At 59.8% G+C, this 19,910-nt stretch carries 12 protein-coding genes; 7 read left to right on the forward strand and 5 right to left on the reverse strand.

Annotated elements, in window-relative coordinates:
- Positions 1–191: 191 nt before the first annotated feature.
- Genes PSV43_RS06785 through PSV43_RS06795 form a run of 3 tightly spaced genes read left to right on the forward strand, consistent with a single transcriptional unit; the run spans position 192 to position 5,005 of the window.
- Positions 192–1,658 carry a pectate lyase gene (locus PSV43_RS06785; protein ID WP_300194836.1) on the forward strand — a complete coding sequence of 489 codons (1,467 nt, stop codon included), beginning with the start codon at positions 192–194 and terminating at the stop codon, positions 1,656–1,658.
- 32 nt (positions 1,659–1,690) lie between these two features.
- The gene (locus PSV43_RS06790) at positions 1,691–3,643 is read left to right on the forward strand and encodes a DUF1549 and DUF1553 domain-containing protein (RefSeq protein WP_300194838.1); all 1,953 of its coding nucleotides are present in this window, start codon (positions 1,691–1,693) and stop codon (positions 3,641–3,643) included.
- Positions 3,644–3,658: 15 nt separating this feature from the next.
- Positions 3,659–5,005 (forward strand): DUF1501 domain-containing protein, encoded by a 1,347-nt coding sequence (locus PSV43_RS06795; protein WP_300194840.1) that lies wholly within the window; start codon positions 3,659–3,661, stop codon positions 5,003–5,005.
- 13 nt (positions 5,006–5,018) lie between these two features.
- On the opposite strand, the gene PSV43_RS06800 is transcribed toward PSV43_RS06795, so the two are convergent.
- Both PSV43_RS06800 and PSV43_RS06805 read right to left on the reverse strand, forming a co-directional pair.
- Positions 5,019–6,437: a N,N-dimethylformamidase beta subunit family domain-containing protein gene (locus tag PSV43_RS06800; RefSeq protein WP_300194842.1), complete on the reverse strand. Its 1,419-nt coding sequence runs from the start codon at positions 6,435–6,437 to the stop codon at positions 5,019–5,021.
- Between the two features lie 223 nt (positions 6,438–6,660).
- Positions 6,661–8,175 (reverse strand): Gfo/Idh/MocA family oxidoreductase, encoded by a 1,515-nt coding sequence (locus tag PSV43_RS06805; RefSeq protein WP_300194844.1) that lies wholly within the window; start codon positions 8,173–8,175, stop codon positions 6,661–6,663.
- An 81-nt stretch (positions 8,176–8,256) separates the two neighbouring features.
- On the opposite strand from PSV43_RS06805, the gene PSV43_RS06810 reads away from it, so the two are divergent.
- From PSV43_RS06810 to PSV43_RS06825, 4 genes are all read left to right on the forward strand, one after another.
- Complete coding sequence (locus PSV43_RS06810) at positions 8,257–9,732, forward strand: sulfatase (protein WP_300194846.1); 1,476 nt, start codon at positions 8,257–8,259, stop codon at positions 9,730–9,732.
- 215 nt (positions 9,733–9,947) lie between these two features.
- Positions 9,948–11,729, forward strand: coding sequence for a sulfatase (locus PSV43_RS06815; RefSeq protein WP_300194848.1), 1,782 nt, complete (start codon positions 9,948–9,950; stop codon positions 11,727–11,729).
- Positions 11,730–11,837: 108 nt separating this feature from the next.
- Complete coding sequence (locus PSV43_RS06820) at positions 11,838–13,274, forward strand: Gfo/Idh/MocA family oxidoreductase (protein ID WP_300194850.1); 1,437 nt, start codon at positions 11,838–11,840, stop codon at positions 13,272–13,274.
- 1,005 nt (positions 13,275–14,279) lie between these two features.
- On the forward strand, positions 14,280–14,942 hold the full coding sequence (locus tag PSV43_RS06825; protein ID WP_300194852.1) for a sigma-70 family RNA polymerase sigma factor: 663 nt from the start codon (positions 14,280–14,282) through the stop codon (positions 14,940–14,942).
- Positions 14,943–15,184: 242 nt separating this feature from the next.
- Here the strand turns inward: PSV43_RS06825 and ccsA are convergent, their stop codons facing one another.
- The 3 genes from ccsA to PSV43_RS06840 form a co-directional block, all read right to left on the reverse strand.
- Entirely contained in the window at positions 15,185–17,227 is a 2,043-nt protein-coding gene (gene ccsA, locus PSV43_RS06830) for a cytochrome c biogenesis protein CcsA (RefSeq protein WP_300194854.1), read from the reverse strand.
- A 28-nt stretch (positions 17,228–17,255) separates the two neighbouring features.
- On the reverse strand, positions 17,256–18,569 hold the full coding sequence (locus PSV43_RS06835; RefSeq protein ID WP_300194856.1) for a cytochrome c biogenesis protein ResB: 1,314 nt from the start codon (positions 18,567–18,569) through the stop codon (positions 17,256–17,258).
- A 74-nt stretch (positions 18,570–18,643) separates the two neighbouring features.
- Positions 18,644–19,321 (reverse strand): hypothetical protein, encoded by a 678-nt coding sequence (locus tag PSV43_RS06840; protein WP_300194858.1) that lies wholly within the window; start codon positions 19,319–19,321, stop codon positions 18,644–18,646.
- Between the last annotated feature and the right edge of the window lie 589 nt (positions 19,322–19,910).

The following is a 19,910-nucleotide window of genomic DNA, read 5'->3' on the forward strand; positions in this document are numbered from 1 at the left end:
CATTGGCTGGACAATCATGACCGCGCTGGCCGCAGCGTTTCGGCCAAATGACGCATGAGTAAATCCGAATGACGAAATAACACCCAATGTCGAACGCAGACTCCAACCACCGCCGAATGCAGGGTTCGTCATTTGGCCCTCGTCATTTGTTTGTCGTTCTCATTTCGGCATTCGGCATTTGGTCGTTCGCAATGGCAGCGACTCCTGCTGAAGTCCGTGCTGCGGTCACCAAGGCTGTTTCCTTCTACCATTCCAAAGCGGCGGCTCATGGCGGCTATGTCTATAGATACAGCGCCGACTTCGCCCTGCGTGAGGCCGAAGGCATTCCCGCGCCGGACACGATCTGGATCCAGCCTCCGGGCACACCGGCGGTCGGCATGGCGATGCTGGATGCTTACGAAGCGACGAAGGATGCAAAGTGTCTCGCGGCGGCGGTTGAGGCGGCACATGCGGTATCGCGTACGCAACTGGCTTCAGGCGGCTGGGATTATGCGGGACATTTCGATGAGAAGAACCGGGCGGCGCAGCTTTATCGTCGAGATTCAGATGGCAAGCTCGTCGAGCGCAAAAAGGTGCCGGAGGGTGAAGGTGGCTGGCATGCCTGGAAGCGGCACCAGAACAAGAACAACTACTCCACGTTTGATGATGATGTCTCGCAGGCCGCGACGCGGCTGCTGGTGCGGGTGGATCACGCGCTTGGTGGCAAGGATGGTGAGATCAAGGAGGCGGCGGAGTTTGCGCTGAGCGCGATCATGGCCACGCAGTATCCGGCGGGTGGATGGAGCGCAAACTGGGACTCGTGGCCGAGTGCGCCGCCACCGGTGGCGATGTATCCTATTAAGACGGGCAGTTATCCCGCCGACTGGCCGCGCAAGTGGCCGAAGGATTTCACCGGGTGCTATGTGCTCAACGACAACACGCACGCAACGCTGATGAGCACGCTGCTTCTCGCATGGCAGCTGCGCGGTGATGCCAAGTGTCTGAATGCGGCGAAGCGCGGGGGGGATTTTCTCATCACGGCGCAGATGCCGGGCTCGCAGCCAGCGTGGGCGCAGCAGTATGATGCGGACATGCACCCGGCGTGGAGCCGGGCCTTTGAACCGAGCGCGATTTGTGGACGCGAAAGTCAGTCGGCCATGTGGGCGCTGCTGAAGCTGGCGTCGGCCACGGGAGACAAGAGATACCTGGCTCCGCTGCCGCGTGCGCTGGCGTATTTGCGCAAGTCGCTGCTGCCGGACGGGAGGATCGCACGCTACTATGAGCTGCAGACCAACAAGCCGCTGTACTTTGAGCGTGGCGAAGGCGGCAAGGGGTTTGTGCTGACTTATTCGGACACGAAGGCCTCCTCCAACTACGGCTGGAAGTGGGACAGCGAGCTGGAGACGCTGGGGGCGTTTTGGCAAAAGATCGAGCGCAGCGAGCCAGTGATTTTCCCCCGGGTTGAGAAAGAGCGCTGGGCTTCGCCACCGACTGAGGCTGACATCGCAACGATCTTAAAAGAGCAAAAAAACGATGGCTCCTGGCCTGTGACCGATGAAGAGCGCGGCTGGATGCGCGATGCGAGCGGCAAGAAAACCAAACCCGCCGGTGGTGTGATTTACAGTCTCGATTTCGTGCAGAATGTGAAAGCGCTGACCACCTGGCTCAAGGCCAGGTAGTGAGGCGAAGCAATCTTTTTCAACCATCGGCCATGAACATCCACCATCCAAGCCTGAGAAGATCATGCCTCTGCGGCGCTCTCGTCTCTGCGATATTCCTCTCAGCTCTGCCTCTTCCCGCTTCCGAGAAATACGAAAACGCAACGCCGTGGTCCTACCAGCGCATTATGCGTCCAGCGGTGCCTGCGGTCAAAGACGCCGCATGGCCGAAGGATGACATTGATCGTTTCATTCTCGCACGGCTGGAAAAAGACAGTCTGCACCCCATTGGCGATGCCCCGCGTGTGACACTCATCCGCCGGGCTTCGTTTGATCTGCGCGGGCTGCCGCCGACGCAGGAGGAGGTGGAGCGTTTTGTGAAGGATGCAGCGGCGGATGATGTGGCGTTTGCGAAGGTGGTGGATGCGTTTCTGCTAAGCGAACGTTTTGGCGAACGGTGGGCGCGGCACTGGCTGGATGTGGTGCGGTATGCGGACAGCGTGGGCCGGGTGTGGAATGCGCCGTTTCTGTATGCTGCGCGGTATCGGGACTGGGTGATTGATTCGCTCAACGTGGACAAGCCCTACAATCGCTTCTTGGCAGAGCAGATCGCGGGTGATTTGCTTGCGGCGAAAACGGTTCTCCAGCGCCGCGATCAAATCGTCGGCACGGGCATGCTCGCACTCGGCAGCATGAACCTGCAGGAAGGCAACTACGAGCAGCACTTGCTCGATCAGGTGGATGACCAGATCGATGTGGTGTCACGCGCGTTTCTGGGACTCACGCTGAGCTGCGCGCGCTGCCACGATCACAAAACCGAGCCGGTGAGCCAGAAGGACTACTATGCGCTGGCGGGGATCTTTTACAGCAGCCGCACGCTCACTGGCACGCCGAACCGCAATGATGAGGCCCGCGGTGGCTATGTCAGCGCGGAGGCGCTGGTGGATTTGCCCACCGCGCTGGATGAGGCCGTGGGCCCGCCCACACAACTACCTGCGGGCGTTCATTCAATGGATGACATCCGCACGTTGGGCAATCCCAAGGAAACCGTCCGCTACGATCACGATCCGCATTTTTGCATGGGCGTGATCGAGGGGGAGATCAAGGACTGCGAACTCGCGGTGGGTGGTGATCCATTTGACCGCCAAGCCGCTCCGGACCGGGGGGTGCTCGGCCTGCCTTCTCTGCCCCCGCTGCCGAAGATCCCGGCGAAGTCCTCCGGGCGGCTGGAGCTGGCGCAATGGATGACGCAGGCTACGCACCCGCTGACTTCGCGGGTGGCGGTGAACCGCCTGTGGCAGCATTTATTTGGCGAGGGCATCGTGCGCACGGTGGATGACTTTGGCACCACGGGCAGCGATCCCACGCATCCGGAATTGCTCGACCATCTGGCGATTCGTTTCGTTGAGGGCGGGTGGTCCGTGAAGAAGATGATCCGCACGCTGATGCTCAGTCGCACGTATCGCCTGGCGAGCACGGGAAATCCTGAACATCCCGACGCTGGGAACAAGCTGCGCTGGCGGATGAATCCCAAGCGCCTCGAATTGGAGCCGCTGCGGGATACTCTGCTGCAACTGGCGGGCAAGCTCACGTTTGAGCGTCCCGAAGGTGTTCAGGTGGTGGGAACAGGAGGTAAAGGACGGCATGGAGTGACGCGTGGATTGCTCAGCCCCGAGGATCCTTATCGCACGATCTACCTGCCGGTGGTGCGTGACAATGTTCCTGAACTCTTCAGCACCTTTGACTTCCCTGGACCCACGCAGATCAAGGGGCAGCGCGATGTCACCACGGTGGCTCCGCAGGCCTTGTTTTTCATGAACAACCCGATGGTGGAAGAGTTGTCTGCTGAGATCGCGGGCGAAAGCGGAAAGGATGTCAAAGCCGTCTATCGACTTGTCCTGGGTCGAGAGCCGTCCAGCGAAGAAACTCGCGATGCGGCCGAATTGGATATGCAAACGCTTGTGCAGGCCCTGCTGGGCACGGCGGAATTTCGATATGTGTTTTAACCTTTCAATTTCAATATGACCACACGTCGCTCCATACTCCAATCCACCAGCACCGGCTTCGGCTGGCTGGCGTTTAATGCGCTGCATCAGCAGTGGGCGAATGCAGCAGCACCGCCGAAGACGATCAATCCGCTGGCACCGAAGCCGCCACACTTTGCGGCGAAGGCGAAGCGGGTGATTTTCATGTTCATGCAGGGCGGGCCGAGCCACCTGGACACGTTTGACTACAAGCCGGAGCTGGCGAAGGCGGAGGCGAACAAGGTGCAGAAATACATGGGCTCGGCGTTTGAATTCAAACCGCGCGGCAAGAGCGGGATCATGATTTCGGAAGCGTTTCCTGAGCTGGCAAAGCAGGCGGATGATCTGTGCCTGCTGAACGGCATGCAGACGCGGACCAATGCGCACCAGATGGCCACGGTGGCGCTGCACATCGGCAGCGAGACCTTTGTGCGGCCTTCGATGGGCGCGTGGATTGTCTATGGTCTCGGCACGGAGGCGGAGGATCTGCCGGGCTTCGTCACGATCAATCCCGTGGGCGACGGTGGTGCGATGAATTACGGCAGCGCCTTCTTGCCCGCGTCCTTCCAAGGCACGCGCCTCGTCAGCGGTGGCAGTGGAGTGCCCGACTTGAGCAATGGACGGCTCAGTGATGCGCAGCAGCGCAAGCAGATCGAGTTCATCCAAAAGGCCAATCGGAAGCTGCTCAGTGGTGATCCCGGCAATCCGGAGATCGAGGGCATCATCCAGAGCTATGAGCTGGCCTACAAGATGCAGACGAGCGTGCCTGAAATGCTGGATCTCGACAAAGAACCGCAGCACATCCGTGACATGTACGGGCTCGACGAGTCAGAAACGGAGCGCTTCGGCACGCAATGCCTCATGGCCCGCCGCATGGCGGAAAAAGGCGTGCGCTTCATCCAGCTTGGCTCCCCTGGCTGGGATCATCATAACAACCTTCGAGAGGGTCTCGCGCGGCAGTGCACCTCCATCGACAAACCCATCGCCGGACTTATCGCCGATCTCAAACAGCGCGACATGCTCAAAGACACCCTCATCATCTGGGGCGGCGAATTCGGTCGCGGCAGCGGCTACGACAACGAACCCTACAACGGTCGTGGTCACAACGGCGGCGGCTACACCATGTGGATGGCCGGTGGCGGCGTGAAGGGTGGCTTCACTTACGGCAGCACGAATGAAATGGGGAATACAGCGGAGACGGGCATCATCGGCACGCATGATCTGCATGCCACGGTGCTGCATCTGCTGGGCATCAATCACGAGCGGCTGACGTATCGGTATGCAGGAAGGAATTTCCGGCTGACGGATGTGAGCGGCGAGGTGGCGAAGGCGATTTTGGTGTGAGTTGCGCGGAGGGCTAACCTCCGATTGCCTTTTTGAGCAAATTCGCCGTTATACGCTGCACCCGCGCATCCGTTCCATGCGGTCGTGAGTAGTGACTCCACACCGGCATCTGGCCCGGCGGCTTGCTCAGGCCCTGCGCCCACCAGATCGTGGAGGCGTTAAAGATAAAGTTGTCCTTCGGCCCGTCGAAGATCACGGCCTGCCACTGCTGAGGATTGCTTCCACCTTGGAAGGCTGTGCCAGCGGCCACGATCTCCAATCCGCGCAAGTCTTTGGGTGCATCACCGTGGTATTCCCACCCGATCATACCAGGAATGCAGTCCCCCTGCTTCATGCCCGTGCCTTCAAACACCCAGTGCTCGGGCTTGGTGCAGGTCCAGTCGCCACCCCCGTTCACGGGGTCGATGTTGCGCACGCCCATGAGATAGCCTTCGTCCGGCCCGCGATGCGGATAGGGACCGTAATCCTTCTCGCGATCCACGGCATACTTGTAGTCACCCCCGTACGGTCCGCCGCGGAAGATCCGGCGATTGGGAACGCCGTCGGCATTCGGTGAAAAAGGCGTGACCCAGCAGACGGAATTGCCGGAGAGAAAGAGCAGGTTCACGCCAGCATCGCGCATCTTCGCCACGCTGTCATGCTGGCAGATGTCCCAATATTCGTCGTGTCCGATGCTGATGAAGGCCTTGCACTTCAAGCCGTGATCTGGGGTGATCATGTCGGCATTCGAGCAGTAGGTGACATCGTAGCCTTCCTTCTCCAGCCAGTAGGCGGCTGGAAACTCAAAGCACAGCCACTCGCCGCTGCCGACGGACTGCGGATTCTCGTAGATCTGCGAATACTTCCCATACGGACGATCAAAGCTCACATCCGACGACGAACCCTGATTGCCCTTCGGATCGGTGTAGAGCGAGTAATTGTCCGGCCACTTGTTGTAGGCCTGCCAGGTGTTGTCGCTGCACTGAAAGAGAATGTCCGCCTTCCGCTCATCAGTGACGATGAACACGATGTAGCTCTGCCAGTACGGCTCGTCCGCAGAGGCAGGCAGCGTCGTCAGCCTCCCCAGATAGACCCCGCTCAGCCAGTCCTGCGGAATCGTGAGCGTCGTCGTCTTTTCCCAGCGGCATTCGCGCAGCCGTTTCTCGCCAATCACGGGCACCGGCTGCTCCTTGCCTTCAAATGGGCCGAGCTCCGCCATCAAACGTGCACCGCAGCCGCCATAGTAGCCGGTGCGAAAGATTTCGAGCTTGAAGCGTGCCGCCGGCTTGGTGCTGACAAGGATGTCGAGCGCCTCCCCTGCCCTGACCGACTGCCGCGAGCAGTAACCTTCAATGAAGGAAGTGCGCACGCCGTCGTTCTTGTCGAGGCGCATGCGTGTGAGCTGCCAGTCATGCGAGCCGGGCTTGGAGTTTTCTGCGGTGATCAGGGACATTTTTTTAGTACGCGACTGGCAAGGCAAATCGTTCGGCGAGGAGGTTAGGAGGTGGTTTGTTTTTCGCAGGTTTTGGGCTCCGACGGCGGCTGGCTGAGGACAGCCAACCCTAGCAGGGCTGGGTATGCGCGTGCACCGGGGCTGGGGTGGGGCATGGGACTTCCTTTCCCAGACCGAGCTGAAGCTCGCTGGTACTTTTTTGTGGTGACACACTGGCTACCGACTAGACCTCTTCCGGCACCACAAATGGCGCGCGATACTTGTCCTTCAGCATCGCGTTCGCGGCGTCTTGGTCGATGAAGCGTTCGGTCTTGGGATCCATCTTGAGGACGGGGCCGAGGGTGAGCTGGTTCTTGGTGAGATCGACTTCGTTTTTGCCGAGGTGCTCCTGCATGCGCTCGAAGCTGTCGGTGGCGAAGCGGTCGCCTTTGATCTTTTCGAGAATGGCCTCAGGCTTTTCTTTCTGGCCGAGGCGGTGGCTGATGTTGGCCGTGTGGCACAGGGCGCTGGAAAGATGGCCTTCGAGGATGTCGGCGTTCAGATCGTCCACCCGGCGGCTGCGGCAGGCATTGATGAAGTTTTTGAAGTGGTCTTCGCTGCCTTCGAACTTTTTCATCTCCTTGCCTTCTTTGTCGAAGACCACGCAGCCTGAGTAGTTAGGCACGACGATGGTGCCACCTTCGCACTCGATGATGACGCCGACGCCTGCACCGGTCACGCCCTCCTTGCCATCTTTGCCGGGGAGAGGCTGAAACTTCACCCCCTTGCTGGTCTGCATGAGCTTGTCCATGTTCTTGCCGTCCTTCGCATCAGGCAGGCCGCGCACTTCGAAGATGAGCGGGGCCTTTTCGTAGCCGTGGTAAATGATCTGCGTGTTGGCAGTTTCGCCGTCATCTTCATACCCGAGGCGGCCGCCCACGCTCCACACGCTGGGGGAAAGCTCCGACTCGCCGAGGAACCAGCGGGCGATATCCATCTGGTGGATGCCCTGGTTGCCGAGGTCGCCGTTGCCGTAGTCCCAGGTCCAATGCCAGTCGTATTTCAATTTCTCGCGCATGAGCGGACCTTTCGGAGCGGGGCCGCACCAGAGATCGTAATCGATGGATTCAGGAACCGGCTGCGCACCTTCGGTCTTGCCGATGCTGGGGCGGCGTTTGTAGCATAGGCCCCGTGCGAGGAGGATTTTCCCCAGATTGCCATCCTGCGCGTACTTCACGCCTTCCGCGAGGCCTTTGCGGCTGGAACGCGACTGCGTCCCTGTCTGCACGATCTTGCTGTACTTGCGCGCGGCCTTGACCATCTGCCGGCCTTCCCACACGCAATGTGACACGGGCTTTTCCACATACACATCCTTGCCCGCCTGCACAGCCCAGATCGTGGCCAGCGCATGCCAGTGGTTCGGCGTGGCGATGCTCACGGCATCGATGTCCTTGTTTTCCAAAAGCTTCCGCAGATCGGAGTATCCGGTGACTTTGATTTTTTCCTTGTCGTAGGATGCGAGTCCTTTGCCCAGCGTCTTGCTGTCCACGTCACACAGAGCGGCGACGCGCACGCCCGAGCCGTCGGCGTTGAGCTTATTGTAGCCGCTGATATGTGAGCCACCACGACCGCCAAAGCCGATGACGGCCACGTTCACGGTGTCGCCCGGGCTCTTCTGGGCCCAGGAAGTTTTGGCGATGTAGAACACGCCAGCAGAAGCGGCGGCGGACTGTTTGATAAAGGAGCGGCGTTGGATCATGGCGTGAAGAAGAACGTCACGCACGGCCCCGCCTTTCCTTTTTGACAAAGACGAGTGCATCCCTTCGTTGATAATCCCACCATGATCCGACTCCTTGCGCTATTGTTTTCATCCTTTGTCCTGCTGCACTCGTCTTTTGCAGCGCAGCCGAATGTCCTCTTTATCCTCTGTGATGACATCCGCCCAGATGCGCTCGGCTGCTACGGATCGAAGCATGTGAAGACGCCGAACATCGACCGCCTCGCAAATGAGGGCGTGCGCTTTGCCAATACGTTCTGCACCACCTCGCTCTGCTCGCCGAGCCGTGGCTCAATCCTGAGCGGTCTTTATGCGCATGCGCATGGGGTCACCAATAACTTCACCGAATTCCCGGCCACGCTGCGCAGCTTTCCCTCGGTGCTGCATGATGCGGGCTACGCCACGGGCTACTTTGGCAAGTACCACATGGGGGAGGAAAATGACGACCCGCGCCCCGGCTACGACACTTTTGTGACGCACAAAGGCCAAGGCAAGTACTACGACACCGAGTGGAATCTGAACGGCAAGAAGCGCGAGGTGATCAAGGGCTACTACACCAACGTGGTCACGGATCTCGCACTGGACTGGCTGAAGGAGCAGGGCAAAGACAAGCCGTGGTGCGCCTGCATCGGCCACAAGGCTCCGCATAGCTTCTACACACCCGAGCCGAAGTATGAGCACAGCTTTGATGAGGTGCGTGTCCCCTACCCCGCCACAGCCTTTATGCTGGATGACAAGCCTGAGTGGATCAAACAAAGGCTCTACACCTGGCATGGCATCTACGGCCCGCTGTTTGAATGGCGGAAAAAATTCCCCGATGACAGCCCCGCCGCAGTGAAAGATTTCGAAAACATGGTGCACGGCTACTGGGGCACCATTCTGAGCGTGGACGACAGCGTCGCCCGTGTGCGCGCCTGGCTGGAGGAAACAAAGCAACTCGACAACACCGTCATTGTCTTCATGGGCGACAACGGATTGCTCGAAGGCGAAGACGGCATGGTGGACAAACGCACCGCGCATGAGGCCAGTCTGCGCATCCCCCTCATCATCCGCGCGCCACAGCTCAAGCGGGCAGCCAAGACCATCACGCAACAGGTGCTCACCATTGATGTTGCCCCCAGCCTCCTCGAACTCTGCGGTGCGCCCGCCTTAGAAAACATCCACGGCAAATCCTTCGTCAAGCTCGCGCTGAGCGGCGATCCCGACTGGCGTCAAAGCTGGTTCTACTACTACAACTACGAGAAACAGTTCCCTTATACTCCCAATGTGCGCTCCGTGCGCACCGACGACTGGAAGTACATCCACTACCCCCATGGCGATGGCAGCCCCGACAAACACATGGCCGAGCTTTACGATCTGAAGAACGACCCTGGTGAAACCAAGAACCTCATCAGCAAGCCTGACCTGGCCGGCAAGGTGAAGGAACTGCAGGCTGAACTCGCCAAACTCATGCTCGCCACTGGCCTCAATGCGCAGACGGATAAGATGCCGATGGATGAGGGGGTAAAGAGCGAGCTGCCGGATGCGAAGATTCGATGAGGTGGGAGGAGGTCAAGTGACTGTGTCGTCAAGACGTCAAGGCGGCTGTGCCGTCAAGATCGTCCAGATGCCACCTACTCGCCCTCTTGACCTCTTGGCACCCCACTGCGCCTTGACCTCCGTTCACCCCAAAATTCCACTCCGAATCCACATAAGTTCTTGTAAAGGAATCGAAGATGAGACAGCGTCTCATTTCATTTCCCAGCCGATATTTCATGCACCGCTTTCTCGTCTCCTTCCTTTGCCTGACCGGTCTTTTGACTGCACAAACTCCTTCGGCAGCACCAGAGCCTGCGGCAGCAGCATCGTCTGAAACGCGGCCTGCCATCGCGGTGCCAACGCCTCCGACTGCCCAGGTAACTCCCGCGCCTGCGGCTCCCTCTGAAGCAGCAACGGCAGCTTCTGCGCCTAGCGCCCCTACGCCTGCCGCAGCCGGAGATGCGGTGCCTGCTGCTGCTCCGCCTTCTGCGGCCCCCGGTGCTGCAGCCATGCCAGCAAGCACGGCACCAGGAGCAGCGGCTGAACCCGCACCTGCTGCGGAGCCACCCCAGCCAATCCCTTTGCCCCCCATCCAGCCGCCTCTGGTGAAGGTTCCTGTGCTGCCGCCGCTGCCTGCTGGCCCGCCGCCGAACATCATCGTCATGCTCGTTGATGACATGGGCTGGACAGATCTGGGCTGCTACGGCTCCAAATATTACGAGACACCGCACATCGACCAACTGGCGCAGGACGGCATGCGCTTCACGCAGGCCTATGCGGCATGCACCGTGTGTTCGCCCACACGCGCAGCCATGCTGACGGGCAAAGCGCCTGCGCGTTTGCACCTCACCGACTGGATCGCCGGACACGTGCCGGACAATGGCCGCCTGCTGGTCCCCAAGTGGACGATGCAACTGCCGCTGGAGGAGGAAACCATCGCCGAACGTCTCAAGACACGCGGCTATGCCACCGCCAGCATCGGCAAATGGCACCTCGGCGAAGAGGAGTTTTATCCCACCAAGCAGGGCTTTGATGTGAACATCGGCGGCGCGCACATCGGCTCCCCGCCGAGCTACTTTTCACCCTACAAGATCGCCACGCTGCCGGATGGCCCCAAGGATGAATTTTTGAGCGACCGCCTGACGGATGAAGCCGTCAAATTCATCGATAAGAACAAGGCCAAACCGTTCTTCGTGTACCTCCCGCACTACGGAGTGCACACGCCGATCATGGGCAAGCCGGAAGTCATCGCGAAGTATCAGGCCAAGAAAGCCGCCGGTGGTCACAGCAATCCTGTGTATGCCGCGCTGGTGGAGAGCATCGATGACAGCGTGGGCAAACTGCGCGCCAAGCTTGCTGAATTGAAGCTCGCGGAAAACACCCTGTTCATCTTCACCAGCGACAATGGCGGCCTCAGCCATCTCGTGCGCCCGAATGGCTGGGCACGCGGCCCCACGGACAACAGCCCCGCACGGCTTGGCAAAGGCAGCGCGTTTGAAGGCGGCGTGCACATCCCGCTCATCGTCACGTGGCCCGGATTGGTGAAACCGGGCAGCACCTGCGACGTGCCCGTGATCACCTACGACACCGTTCCCACTCTGCTCGCCGCCACGCAAACCGCGCTCAAAAAAGATCAGGTCGTCGATGGCGAGTCCCTGCTGCCGCTGCTCGGGGGCACGGACACGCTGGCCCGCGAAGCGATCTACTGGCACTACCCGCATTACCACCCCGGCAGCGCCACGCCTTACAGCGCGATTCGTGAAGGCGACTGGAAGCTCATCCAGTTCTACGAGGACAACCACGTCGAACTCTACAATCTGAAACTCGACGCCGGTGAAGTGGACAACCGCGCCCCCTTTGACTCCATCCGCGCCCTGCAACTGCGGGACAAACTCAACGCCTGGCTCAAAGACACCGGCGCACAGATTCCGGAGAGCAATCCGAAATATGATCCCGACAAGCCGCTCAATGAGCCGAAGAAGCCGGGTGAAGGGAAGAAGAAAAAGCAGGTGGAATAGGCGGAGGGGCTGGGCAGTCAAGATCGTCACCCCTTGACCCCTTGACCGTCACCTTCCTGACGTTTCTTTTGAAACTCTGGCTGTGTGGAGCGTTGTAATGCAACAACCATGAGCACCAGCCAACCCGTCTCCTCCCGTCGTCAGTTCCTTGCTCGCAGCGCCACTGCCGCTGCGGCCCTGGGATTTCCTGCCATTGTCAGTTCGCGTTCGCCGAACGAGAAACTGAACCTGGTCTTCATCGGGGTGGGCGGACGCGCTGCGTCGAACATAAAGGAACTCACCGGTGTGGCGCTGTACTCGCCGCCGCGTGGCAAGAACGCTGACAAACCCGGCGCAGGAGTGCAGCCGCCAGCGGTCACGGAGTCGCGTGAAAACGTTGTCGCGCTCTGCGATGTGAATGGCGAAAACCTCGACCGCGCCGGGTCGGCCTTTCCGAAGGCGAAGAAGTTCCGCGATTTCCGCAAGCTCTATGATTCGCTCAGCGAGGGCGAGATCGACGCCGTTGTGGTCAGCACCACGGAGCACACGCATGCCTACGCCACGCTGCCTGCGCTGCTGATGAAAAAGGCGGTGTACTGTGAAAAGCCGCTCTCCTACAACGTCGCGGAAGCGAGGCTCATCACCGAGGCTGCGGCCAAGGCGGGTGTGGCCACGCAGATGGGCACTCAGATTCACGGCATGCCAAACTACCGCCGCGTGGTCGAATTGATTCAAAGCGGCGCGATTGGCAAGGTGACCGAGGCGCACGTGTGCGTCTCACGCGCCTGGGGTTTGCAGAGTGAGGAAGACGCGAAGAAGAACGGCGACATCATCCATGTGACGGAGCGTCCCACCGTTGCAGAAACACCGCCGCCGTATCTTGACTGGGACTTGTGGATCGGCCCGGCGCCGATGCGGCCTTACAGCAGCGTGTATTTCCCTGGGCCAAAATGGTACCGCTGGTGGGACTTTGGCAATGGCACCATGTCCGACCTCGGCAGTCACTGGAACGACCTGCCCTTTTGGGCGCTCAAGCTCGATGCCCCGTTGAGCATCGAAGCCTTCGGCCCGCCGGCGCATCCCGAGATCGCCCCGGCCACGATGCATGCGGTGTATGAGTATGGTCCGCGTGGCGATATGCCTGCGTGCAAGCTGCACTGGCATCAGGGCGCACACAAACCTGACGTCTGGAAGAATGACCCCATCATCAGCAAGTGGAGCAGCGGTGTGCTCTTCATTGGCGACAAAGGCATGCTGCTCTCCGACTACGGCAAGCACGTCCTGCTGCCCGAAGCGACCTTCAAAGACTTTCTGGCACCCAAGCCCTTCATCGCCGACTCACCCGGCCAGCACGCTGAATTCCTCGCGGCCATCCGCAATGGCACGCCCACGGGAAGCCCCTTCAGCTACGCTGGACCGCTCACTGAAGCGAATCATCTGGGCAACGTGGCCTACCGAGCCGGTGGCAAAATCCTCTGGGATGCCCAAGCGATGCGGATCACCAACAACGAGGGGGCGAATCGTTTCCTCAGCCGTGTGCCGCGTGAGGGCTGGAAGCTGGGGTGAGGAGTGGACTCGGAGGTCAAGAGATCAAGCGGGGTCATGTCGTGGCGCAGTGGTAGGATTGTTCTCAATCATGGCGCTAGAGCGTTTTCCAAAACTGATTTCCGGATAGCGGCGCATGGCCACGCGTCTGCCCAGCGCTGGTGGGGCTGGCTGTCCTCAGCCAGCCGCCGTCGACCTGTCCTTTGTAGCTCGACGCAGGAGAGCGAAGAAGGAAGCCCATGATCTGCGATCAAGAAACAAGCCTGCTAGCCGGAAAGGAGTTTTGCGAACCGCTATAGCTTGACGATGGAATGAGCTGAAGCTCTGAACCACCTTCCAGCGCGCCTCGCAGGAAAGTAGTTCAGAGCTTCAGCTCGTCTGGAAAATCGCCCCCATAGGCTATGGTATGACAGAGCATGACTGATGAGCCTGTATGCTGCGGCGCCGGTCCGGCGAGTCGATGGGGTGCGTGTGGAATGGCAGTTGTTTATGGCGTCTTCCAAAACAGATTTCCGGATAGAGGCGCATGGCGACGCTCGACGGCGCTTGGAGGACCAAGCGCCCTACCTGCGCTGGCATGCCCAGCGCAGGTAGGGCTGGCTGTCCTCAGCCAGCCGCCGTCGACCTGTCCTTCGTAGCTCGACGCAGGAGAGCGAAGAAGGAAGCTCATGATCTGCTACCAAGAAACAGCCTGCTAAACGGAAATGAGTTTTGCGAACCGCAATAAGGCGCGAGTTCGGCTGGTTTTTACAAACGATCAAATTCAGCACTGCGGCACGATGAAACACAGAGGTCTGAAATGGATCTTGTTCCATCCTTTAAAACAGCGCTGACTATCCATCGCGGCGGCAAAGGAGTGCCTTCGTATCTAACTCCGGCAATGCGGGCAGAACCTGTGAGGTGGGGGCGGCGGTGCATTGTAGGGTTTCACCCCATGGTGAAGGGCATGCGGGCTTTGCAATATGGGCGGGTAAGCAACGGGGTCAGTACCCGCCGCGCTGGCAACGAATCCAACTTATCTGCAACATGAACACTCTCGAACTTGGCCGCCCTATTGCTTGGAACAACGGACAGCAGCAGGCACAGGCTCCGACTGATAGCCCCGACACCCAGCAACCTCCGGACGAGGAACTCATGGCGGGCATCCAGCGCCGCGATGTGGCGGCCTTGGAAGCTTTGATCCAGCGCCACCGCCGTCTGCTGAAGAACTCCATCATGCGCACGATCACGGATGATGCAGGCGCTGAAGATGTGCTGCAGGAGTGCTTTCTTGGACTGTGGCGGCAGGCGCAGCATTACACACCGGCCAAGGGCCGCCCCCTTTCATGGCTGATGACGATGTGCAAACGCCGGGCGATTGATCACCTGCGCCGTTCGATGGCCTACGGTCGCGCCATGGACCGCATGGAACTCTCCATTCAGCAAACCGAGACCTTCACGTACGGCACCACGGACGACTGCGAGCAGGCAGATATGGGCCGCGTGCTGGGTGAGCACCTGACGCTGCTGCCCGTGGCGCAGAAGGAGGTGATCGAGCTGGCTTTCCTGAAGGGCATGAGCCAACGCGAAGTCGCCCAGGCCACGCAAACGCCGCTGGGCACGGTAAAAACCCGGATGGAACTTGGATTGAAAAAGCTGCGTCAGGTGTTCCGCACGCGCAATGCAGTCCATACGCTGCAGGCGGCGTAAGGCTTGGACGAGGAGGGATCGGTCAAGTACACTCTTGGGATGAGGACACTGATGCCGGAGGCGGTTCCACAGCAGCCCGCCGCACGAGCGCCGATGTTCCATCGGCTCTGGGCAAACGTCCCCTGCGCCCTCGACAGCGAATGAAGCTGGCGGCAAGGCGACCGGGGTTGGTGAATCAGGGGGCTGACGCCAGAACCGGTTAAAAACAGACGCTCCGTGGGGAGCGTTCCTTGGCGCTCGACTCAGTTAGCGGGTGACTTTTCCAGCCCTTCCGCCGTGGCGTCAGGCACTTTGAGCGTCTTGACTCTGCGTTCGCGCAGGGCCAGAAACACACCATAGGCGAGCATCACGAACTGGCTGAGCCAGTAGCCGTAGATCTTGGGCCAGATGCCATCGGTAAAACCGTAGGCGTGCAGGCCGACGCCGAGCTGATTCACGCCGAACCAGGAGAAGATGACGATGCAGCCCAGAATGAGATTGCAGCAGTGCAGGCCTATTTCGCGGATGTAGCCACCAAGACGCGCATGCAGAATCACGAGGCACATGATCACGATCATGAGCGCGCCATTTTCCTTCGGATCCCAGCCCCAGAAGCGGCCCCAGCTATAGTTCGCCCAGATGCCACCGAGCACGGTGCCAACGAGGGAGAGGAACAGGCCTGTGGCGATGAAACCGTAGGCGACGCGGGTCAGCAGACGCGCATCCCCTTCCCCGGTTTTAAACACGCCAAACAGGCGCTGGACGAAATAGATCATCGAAATCAAAGCCGCGACCATGCAGGCCGCATACCCGAGGTTGATCATCGGCACATGGGTGGAGAGCCAGAAGTTCGTGATCAGCACGGCCTGCAGTTGTTGCAGCGTGTCAGTGGCCTCCGAAGCTTCAAACTGGATGGAAAGGAACATGCAGGCCGTGCCACCAATGGCGGTGACGAGCAGGCCCAGCCCGCGCTTTGTGATCATCTCTGCCAACAAGCCCAGCAGAGCACAGGAAGAACCGATGAAGAGAATGGTTTCATACAAGGTGGTGATGGGCGGACGCTGCATGATGATGCAGCGGATGACGACGCCAGTGACTGCCAGCGCGGTGGCCGCACCCAGCAGGAGCCATGCACTAAGTCTGGCACCTTTTTCAAAACGTGAGCCGGGCGAAATCCAAGTGAACGCCACGGCGATGAATCCGACGAGGAAAATCCACTGCGCATAGAAGAAGTAATCCGCACGCATGGAGTGACGTTCCAATGCGACATACTGCCCTTCCCCACGCAGTTTGGCGGCATCCTGAATTTTGCTCAGCAGGGTCTTGGAGGCGGCCTTGAACTTGGTGGCATCAGGCAGGGCGAGGTAAACGTCTTCATACAAACCCAGCCACGCGAGTTGATCGGCAGGCACCACTTTGTCGCTGTTGATCGAGCTGAAGATCATTTCACCGGGTCCGGTCCACACGTTGTCGTCTCCGGGCACAGGCGGGAAGATGCGAAACTGCTGCTCGGCATTGCCGCTCATCATGGCACCGAGTGCTGCTTTGGCGAAATCGCGGAACCACGGGATCTGCATGGGCGGACCGGTGTTGGCCCGGACGGCTGCAATGAGAGTGTTCAGGCTTTTGGACAAACGCACGGGAGGGGTCACGCCCGCTGGCAGATCCTTCGGCGCTGCGCCCATCGGCTCACGGATGAAATCAAAGTGACCCATGATCATTTCGTAATCGAGGAAGTTGGCGGCGAGCTGCACGATCATGCGCTGCTCCGGAGTCTGCTTCCGGGATGGAATATCGCGATACTCACCCATCTTTTCCATCATGACCTGACGTGCAGGCTCGATCTCGGCGTAGGTGTACTGGTCGCGCTTGGCTTTGGCGGTCAGGCCGAGTTCGGTGATGGCAGAAGAGTTGTCCACTTTGAACAGCGGCACGAGTCGGCCGATGTCGGGGCGGAACCAGCTCATCAGCATCCACTCCACGGCATTGAGCTTCACCGGCTTGGGCTTATCGGGTGTGCTGCCTTCTTTTTCGATTGGCTTCTTCGTGACGGGATCAACGAGCGGCTTGCCATCCATCTCACCGCTGTCCGTCAGCCAGATGCTGCGGCGGGCACGGAAGCGCAGCAGGCGATAGCTGGCGACGTTTTCCAGCGGCTTGATGCGGCCCGACTCCTGCACGGGGATGGAGCCGAAGGTCTCGACGACCTCCTTGTCACGGAAGAGATCGAGCGGCGGCAGTTCCGCCGCGGCAGCAAAGCCGCTGAGCGTGAACAGCGCGAGAAGAATGGAACGAAGAGGATTCATGCAGAGAAATACGTGGGCCGGAGGGCGGTTAGAGCAGCTTCCACATCGCGAGGGCGAAGGCGGCATTGAAGGCAGCGATGAGACTGAGGGCGAAAGACCAGGGGTTCACCTTGATAAAGCGGGCGAGCATCATGAGGAAGTGCAGCAGCAGTCCTTCCGCGACGATGATGCAGGAGATGAGCGGCCAGTGGTCGGCGGGATTTTCGACAATCATGAAGCCGGAGCTTTTCACGCCCGTGCCGTCCTGCACGCCTGAGCTGAAGGTGCTCTGGAACACCGCGTAGCCTTCGCTGCGCACGGGTTCATTCATGGTGATGTATCGCTTCTCCTCATGGTCGCCGGTGATTTTGGTGACCTTGCTGCTAAAGAGCCGTGCGCGCTCCGTGCCGGGATGTTTTTCCTCTTTCGCCTCATCCAGCCGCACGGCGAAGGGCAGCTTGTAGGTGCGGTGCACCAGAGAGATGAGGTACTTGTCCTCGCCGACCGTGACCGTCCAAGGGGCGGCGGCAAACTCCCAGAGGATGCCATTGTGCACTGCCCCGCCTTTTTTATCTTTCGCGATGGCAATGCAGGCACTGGCGAGTTGCTCATCCGCCATGGCCGCACCCTCTTTATCCAGCTGAGGCATCTCCTGAATGAAGTAGCCGTCCACAGCATCCGCGCGGCTGCCACTGGCATCGCGCTTGGGCTGTGCGTTCTTTTTCCAGCCAGCAATGATGAGATCAAACGGCAGGCTTTCGTGGGTGAAGGTGCGGCCCTGGCCGGCCGCTGTGGCATCACGGTATTTCGCTTCATCGATCACCAGCACGCTGCGTTTGGCCTTGGGATCTGTCTGCAATTTTTCGATCTCGATCACCCGATCATGGAAGCTCTGAAACTCGTCGCCCGTCTGGCCTTCGCGCAGGTTCAAGCTGCCTTCGATGGCGAACTTATGCGTCACCGCACCGGCGGCTATCATGAAGAGAATGGCGAAGTGAGAAATGATGACGCCGATGGTCTTCGGTGACTTGCGGATGCGCACGATGCCGCCGCACAGCATATTCACGAAGAGCAGCGACATGAGCGTGTAACCGCCGGGCACGATGTAGAGCGGCAGCGAGACATCGCCGATGTTCCAGTACACGTTGAAGCCGAGAGCGCGCCAGCAGGCGCCTACGTCGATGCGGTCAATGAAGGCCGACTCAAAGTAGCGTGCCTGACTTGCGACGAGGCCGTGCTCCGCCTGCTCCAGCGTGCCGAGAAAAGTGAGCACCAGCAGCATGGCCAGCACCGAGGTTGCGAGGCCGAAGCTGGAGAAGAACGCGAAGATTTTCGCGGGGATAGATTTGGATGAGTCGGACACGACGGAAAGAGCGGGGGGCTGGGAAATGACGAAATCAGAACGATGAATGACGAGCGCAGGGACAGCAGGCTTCGTTACTCTTGCTTGGGCAGGTTCGGTTTGATCGACTGGCAGAAGGCGTCGAAGGCGGCGGCGTTTTGCTCCACCAGAGCCTTGGGGCCGGTGAGCTTGACAAAGATCGTGGCCTGATCGGCGGAATGAATCAGGCCGAGCATGCGGTAGCCGGTCTTGGCAGACTCGGCACCGAAGCTTTTGAAGTCGCCATCAAACGCGACAAAGGAGGCATCGCGATTGAAGAAGGGCTTCGTCGGCAGCTTGGCGATTTCTTCCGCCGTGTAGGGCGGCTGCCCCATCTGCGTACGCCAGCGGTTCACATTGGCCTCCAGACCACCCGCAGGGCCGGGCATGAGGGAGATGTAGCATTCACCCTCCTGATTCGGACCAAATCTCAAGTCGAGCACCCGCATGCCCATGGGGTCTGGCGTGGTGGACTCACTCCAGCCTTCAGGAAGAGTCCAGGTAAGCAGTTCACGAAAGCCAGGCCGCTGCTGCTGCTGGGGCTCCTCTTTCGCGTCATCATAGAAACGCGTGGCGCTGGGGATGTCCGCATGCGGCTTGGTGGCATGGCTGGAAAGCTCACGCGACTCGGTGATGGCTTCACGCTCCTGCAAACGGTCGCAGGAAGTCAGGAGAAGACTGCACGCGAGCAGCGCGCAGGAGGGTTGGAAATAAGTCATCGTAAAGGAACGCATGAGGGGTCAGGATGATTAGCAGCATCCACAGTGAATACTACGAAGATGAGCTGAAGCGCGGATATAAACTTCGAGGGAAAAATGGCACGTGGCCAAGGGCATTGAGCGTGTGTTTGGGAGACCTGGGACACCTGAGCCACGCGACAACGTCTGGGAGTGCGGTGGCAGAGATACGGCGCAAGCCGGCATCGGCGACATCGCTTTCGTGAGGTAACGCACGATCTTCGTCTTGATCGCGCCGTCCGGCCTGCGAGAGCGGCGTCGCGCCAAGGCTAGCCCCTCGCACTCCAAGACGCTTCGCGCAGGCGGTGGCACTGGCCCAGGCGTTATCGAGACACTGTAGGAACAGCGCGGAGCCTGGGGCGTACGCGGAGTGCTGAGGAAAAAATTCCGCGCTCCATGAGACCGGCTCACGCGCCCTTGTGGTCGGTGTGGCAGGCTTTGCAGTTCACCGCCGCCTTGTAAGCAGCGGCACCGGCGGGATCTTTTGCCTGCACCTTTTTCACGGAATCAATGAGCGCCTGGCACTTGGTGGTCCAGGCGGCCTTGTCGCCTTTCGGGGGTGTCGCGGCGATCATGCCCTGATAGG

The organism is Prosthecobacter sp. (genome assembly GCF_029946185.1).
Taxonomy (GTDB): Bacteria; Verrucomicrobiota; Verrucomicrobiia; order Verrucomicrobiales; family Verrucomicrobiaceae; genus Prosthecobacter.

Coding starts and splice junctions, on each gene's coding strand:
- PSV43_RS06785 (WP_300194836.1), top strand. CDS start 192: ATGGCAGCGACTCCTGCTGAAGTCCGTGCTGCGGTCACCAAGGCTGTT.
- PSV43_RS06790 (WP_300194838.1), top strand. CDS start 1,691: ATGAACATCCACCATCCAAGCCTGAGAAGATCATGCCTCTGCGGCGCT.
- PSV43_RS06795 (WP_300194840.1), top strand. CDS start 3,659: ATGACCACACGTCGCTCCATACTCCAATCCACCAGCACCGGCTTCGGC.
- PSV43_RS06800 (WP_300194842.1), bottom strand. CDS start 6,437: ATGTCCCTGATCACCGCAGAAAACTCCAAGCCCGGCTCGCATGACTGG.
- PSV43_RS06805 (WP_300194844.1), bottom strand. CDS start 8,175: ATGATCCAACGCCGCTCCTTTATCAAACAGTCCGCCGCCGCTTCTGCT.
- PSV43_RS06810 (WP_300194846.1), top strand. CDS start 8,257: ATGATCCGACTCCTTGCGCTATTGTTTTCATCCTTTGTCCTGCTGCAC.
- PSV43_RS06815 (WP_300194848.1), top strand. CDS start 9,948: ATGCACCGCTTTCTCGTCTCCTTCCTTTGCCTGACCGGTCTTTTGACT.
- PSV43_RS06820 (WP_300194850.1), top strand. CDS start 11,838: ATGAGCACCAGCCAACCCGTCTCCTCCCGTCGTCAGTTCCTTGCTCGC.
- PSV43_RS06825 (WP_300194852.1), top strand. CDS start 14,280: ATGAACACTCTCGAACTTGGCCGCCCTATTGCTTGGAACAACGGACAG.
- ccsA (WP_300194854.1), bottom strand. CDS start 17,227: ATGAATCCTCTTCGTTCCATTCTTCTCGCGCTGTTCACGCTCAGCGGC.
- PSV43_RS06840 (WP_300194858.1), bottom strand. CDS start 19,321: ATGCGTTCCTTTACGATGACTTATTTCCAACCCTCCTGCGCGCTGCTC.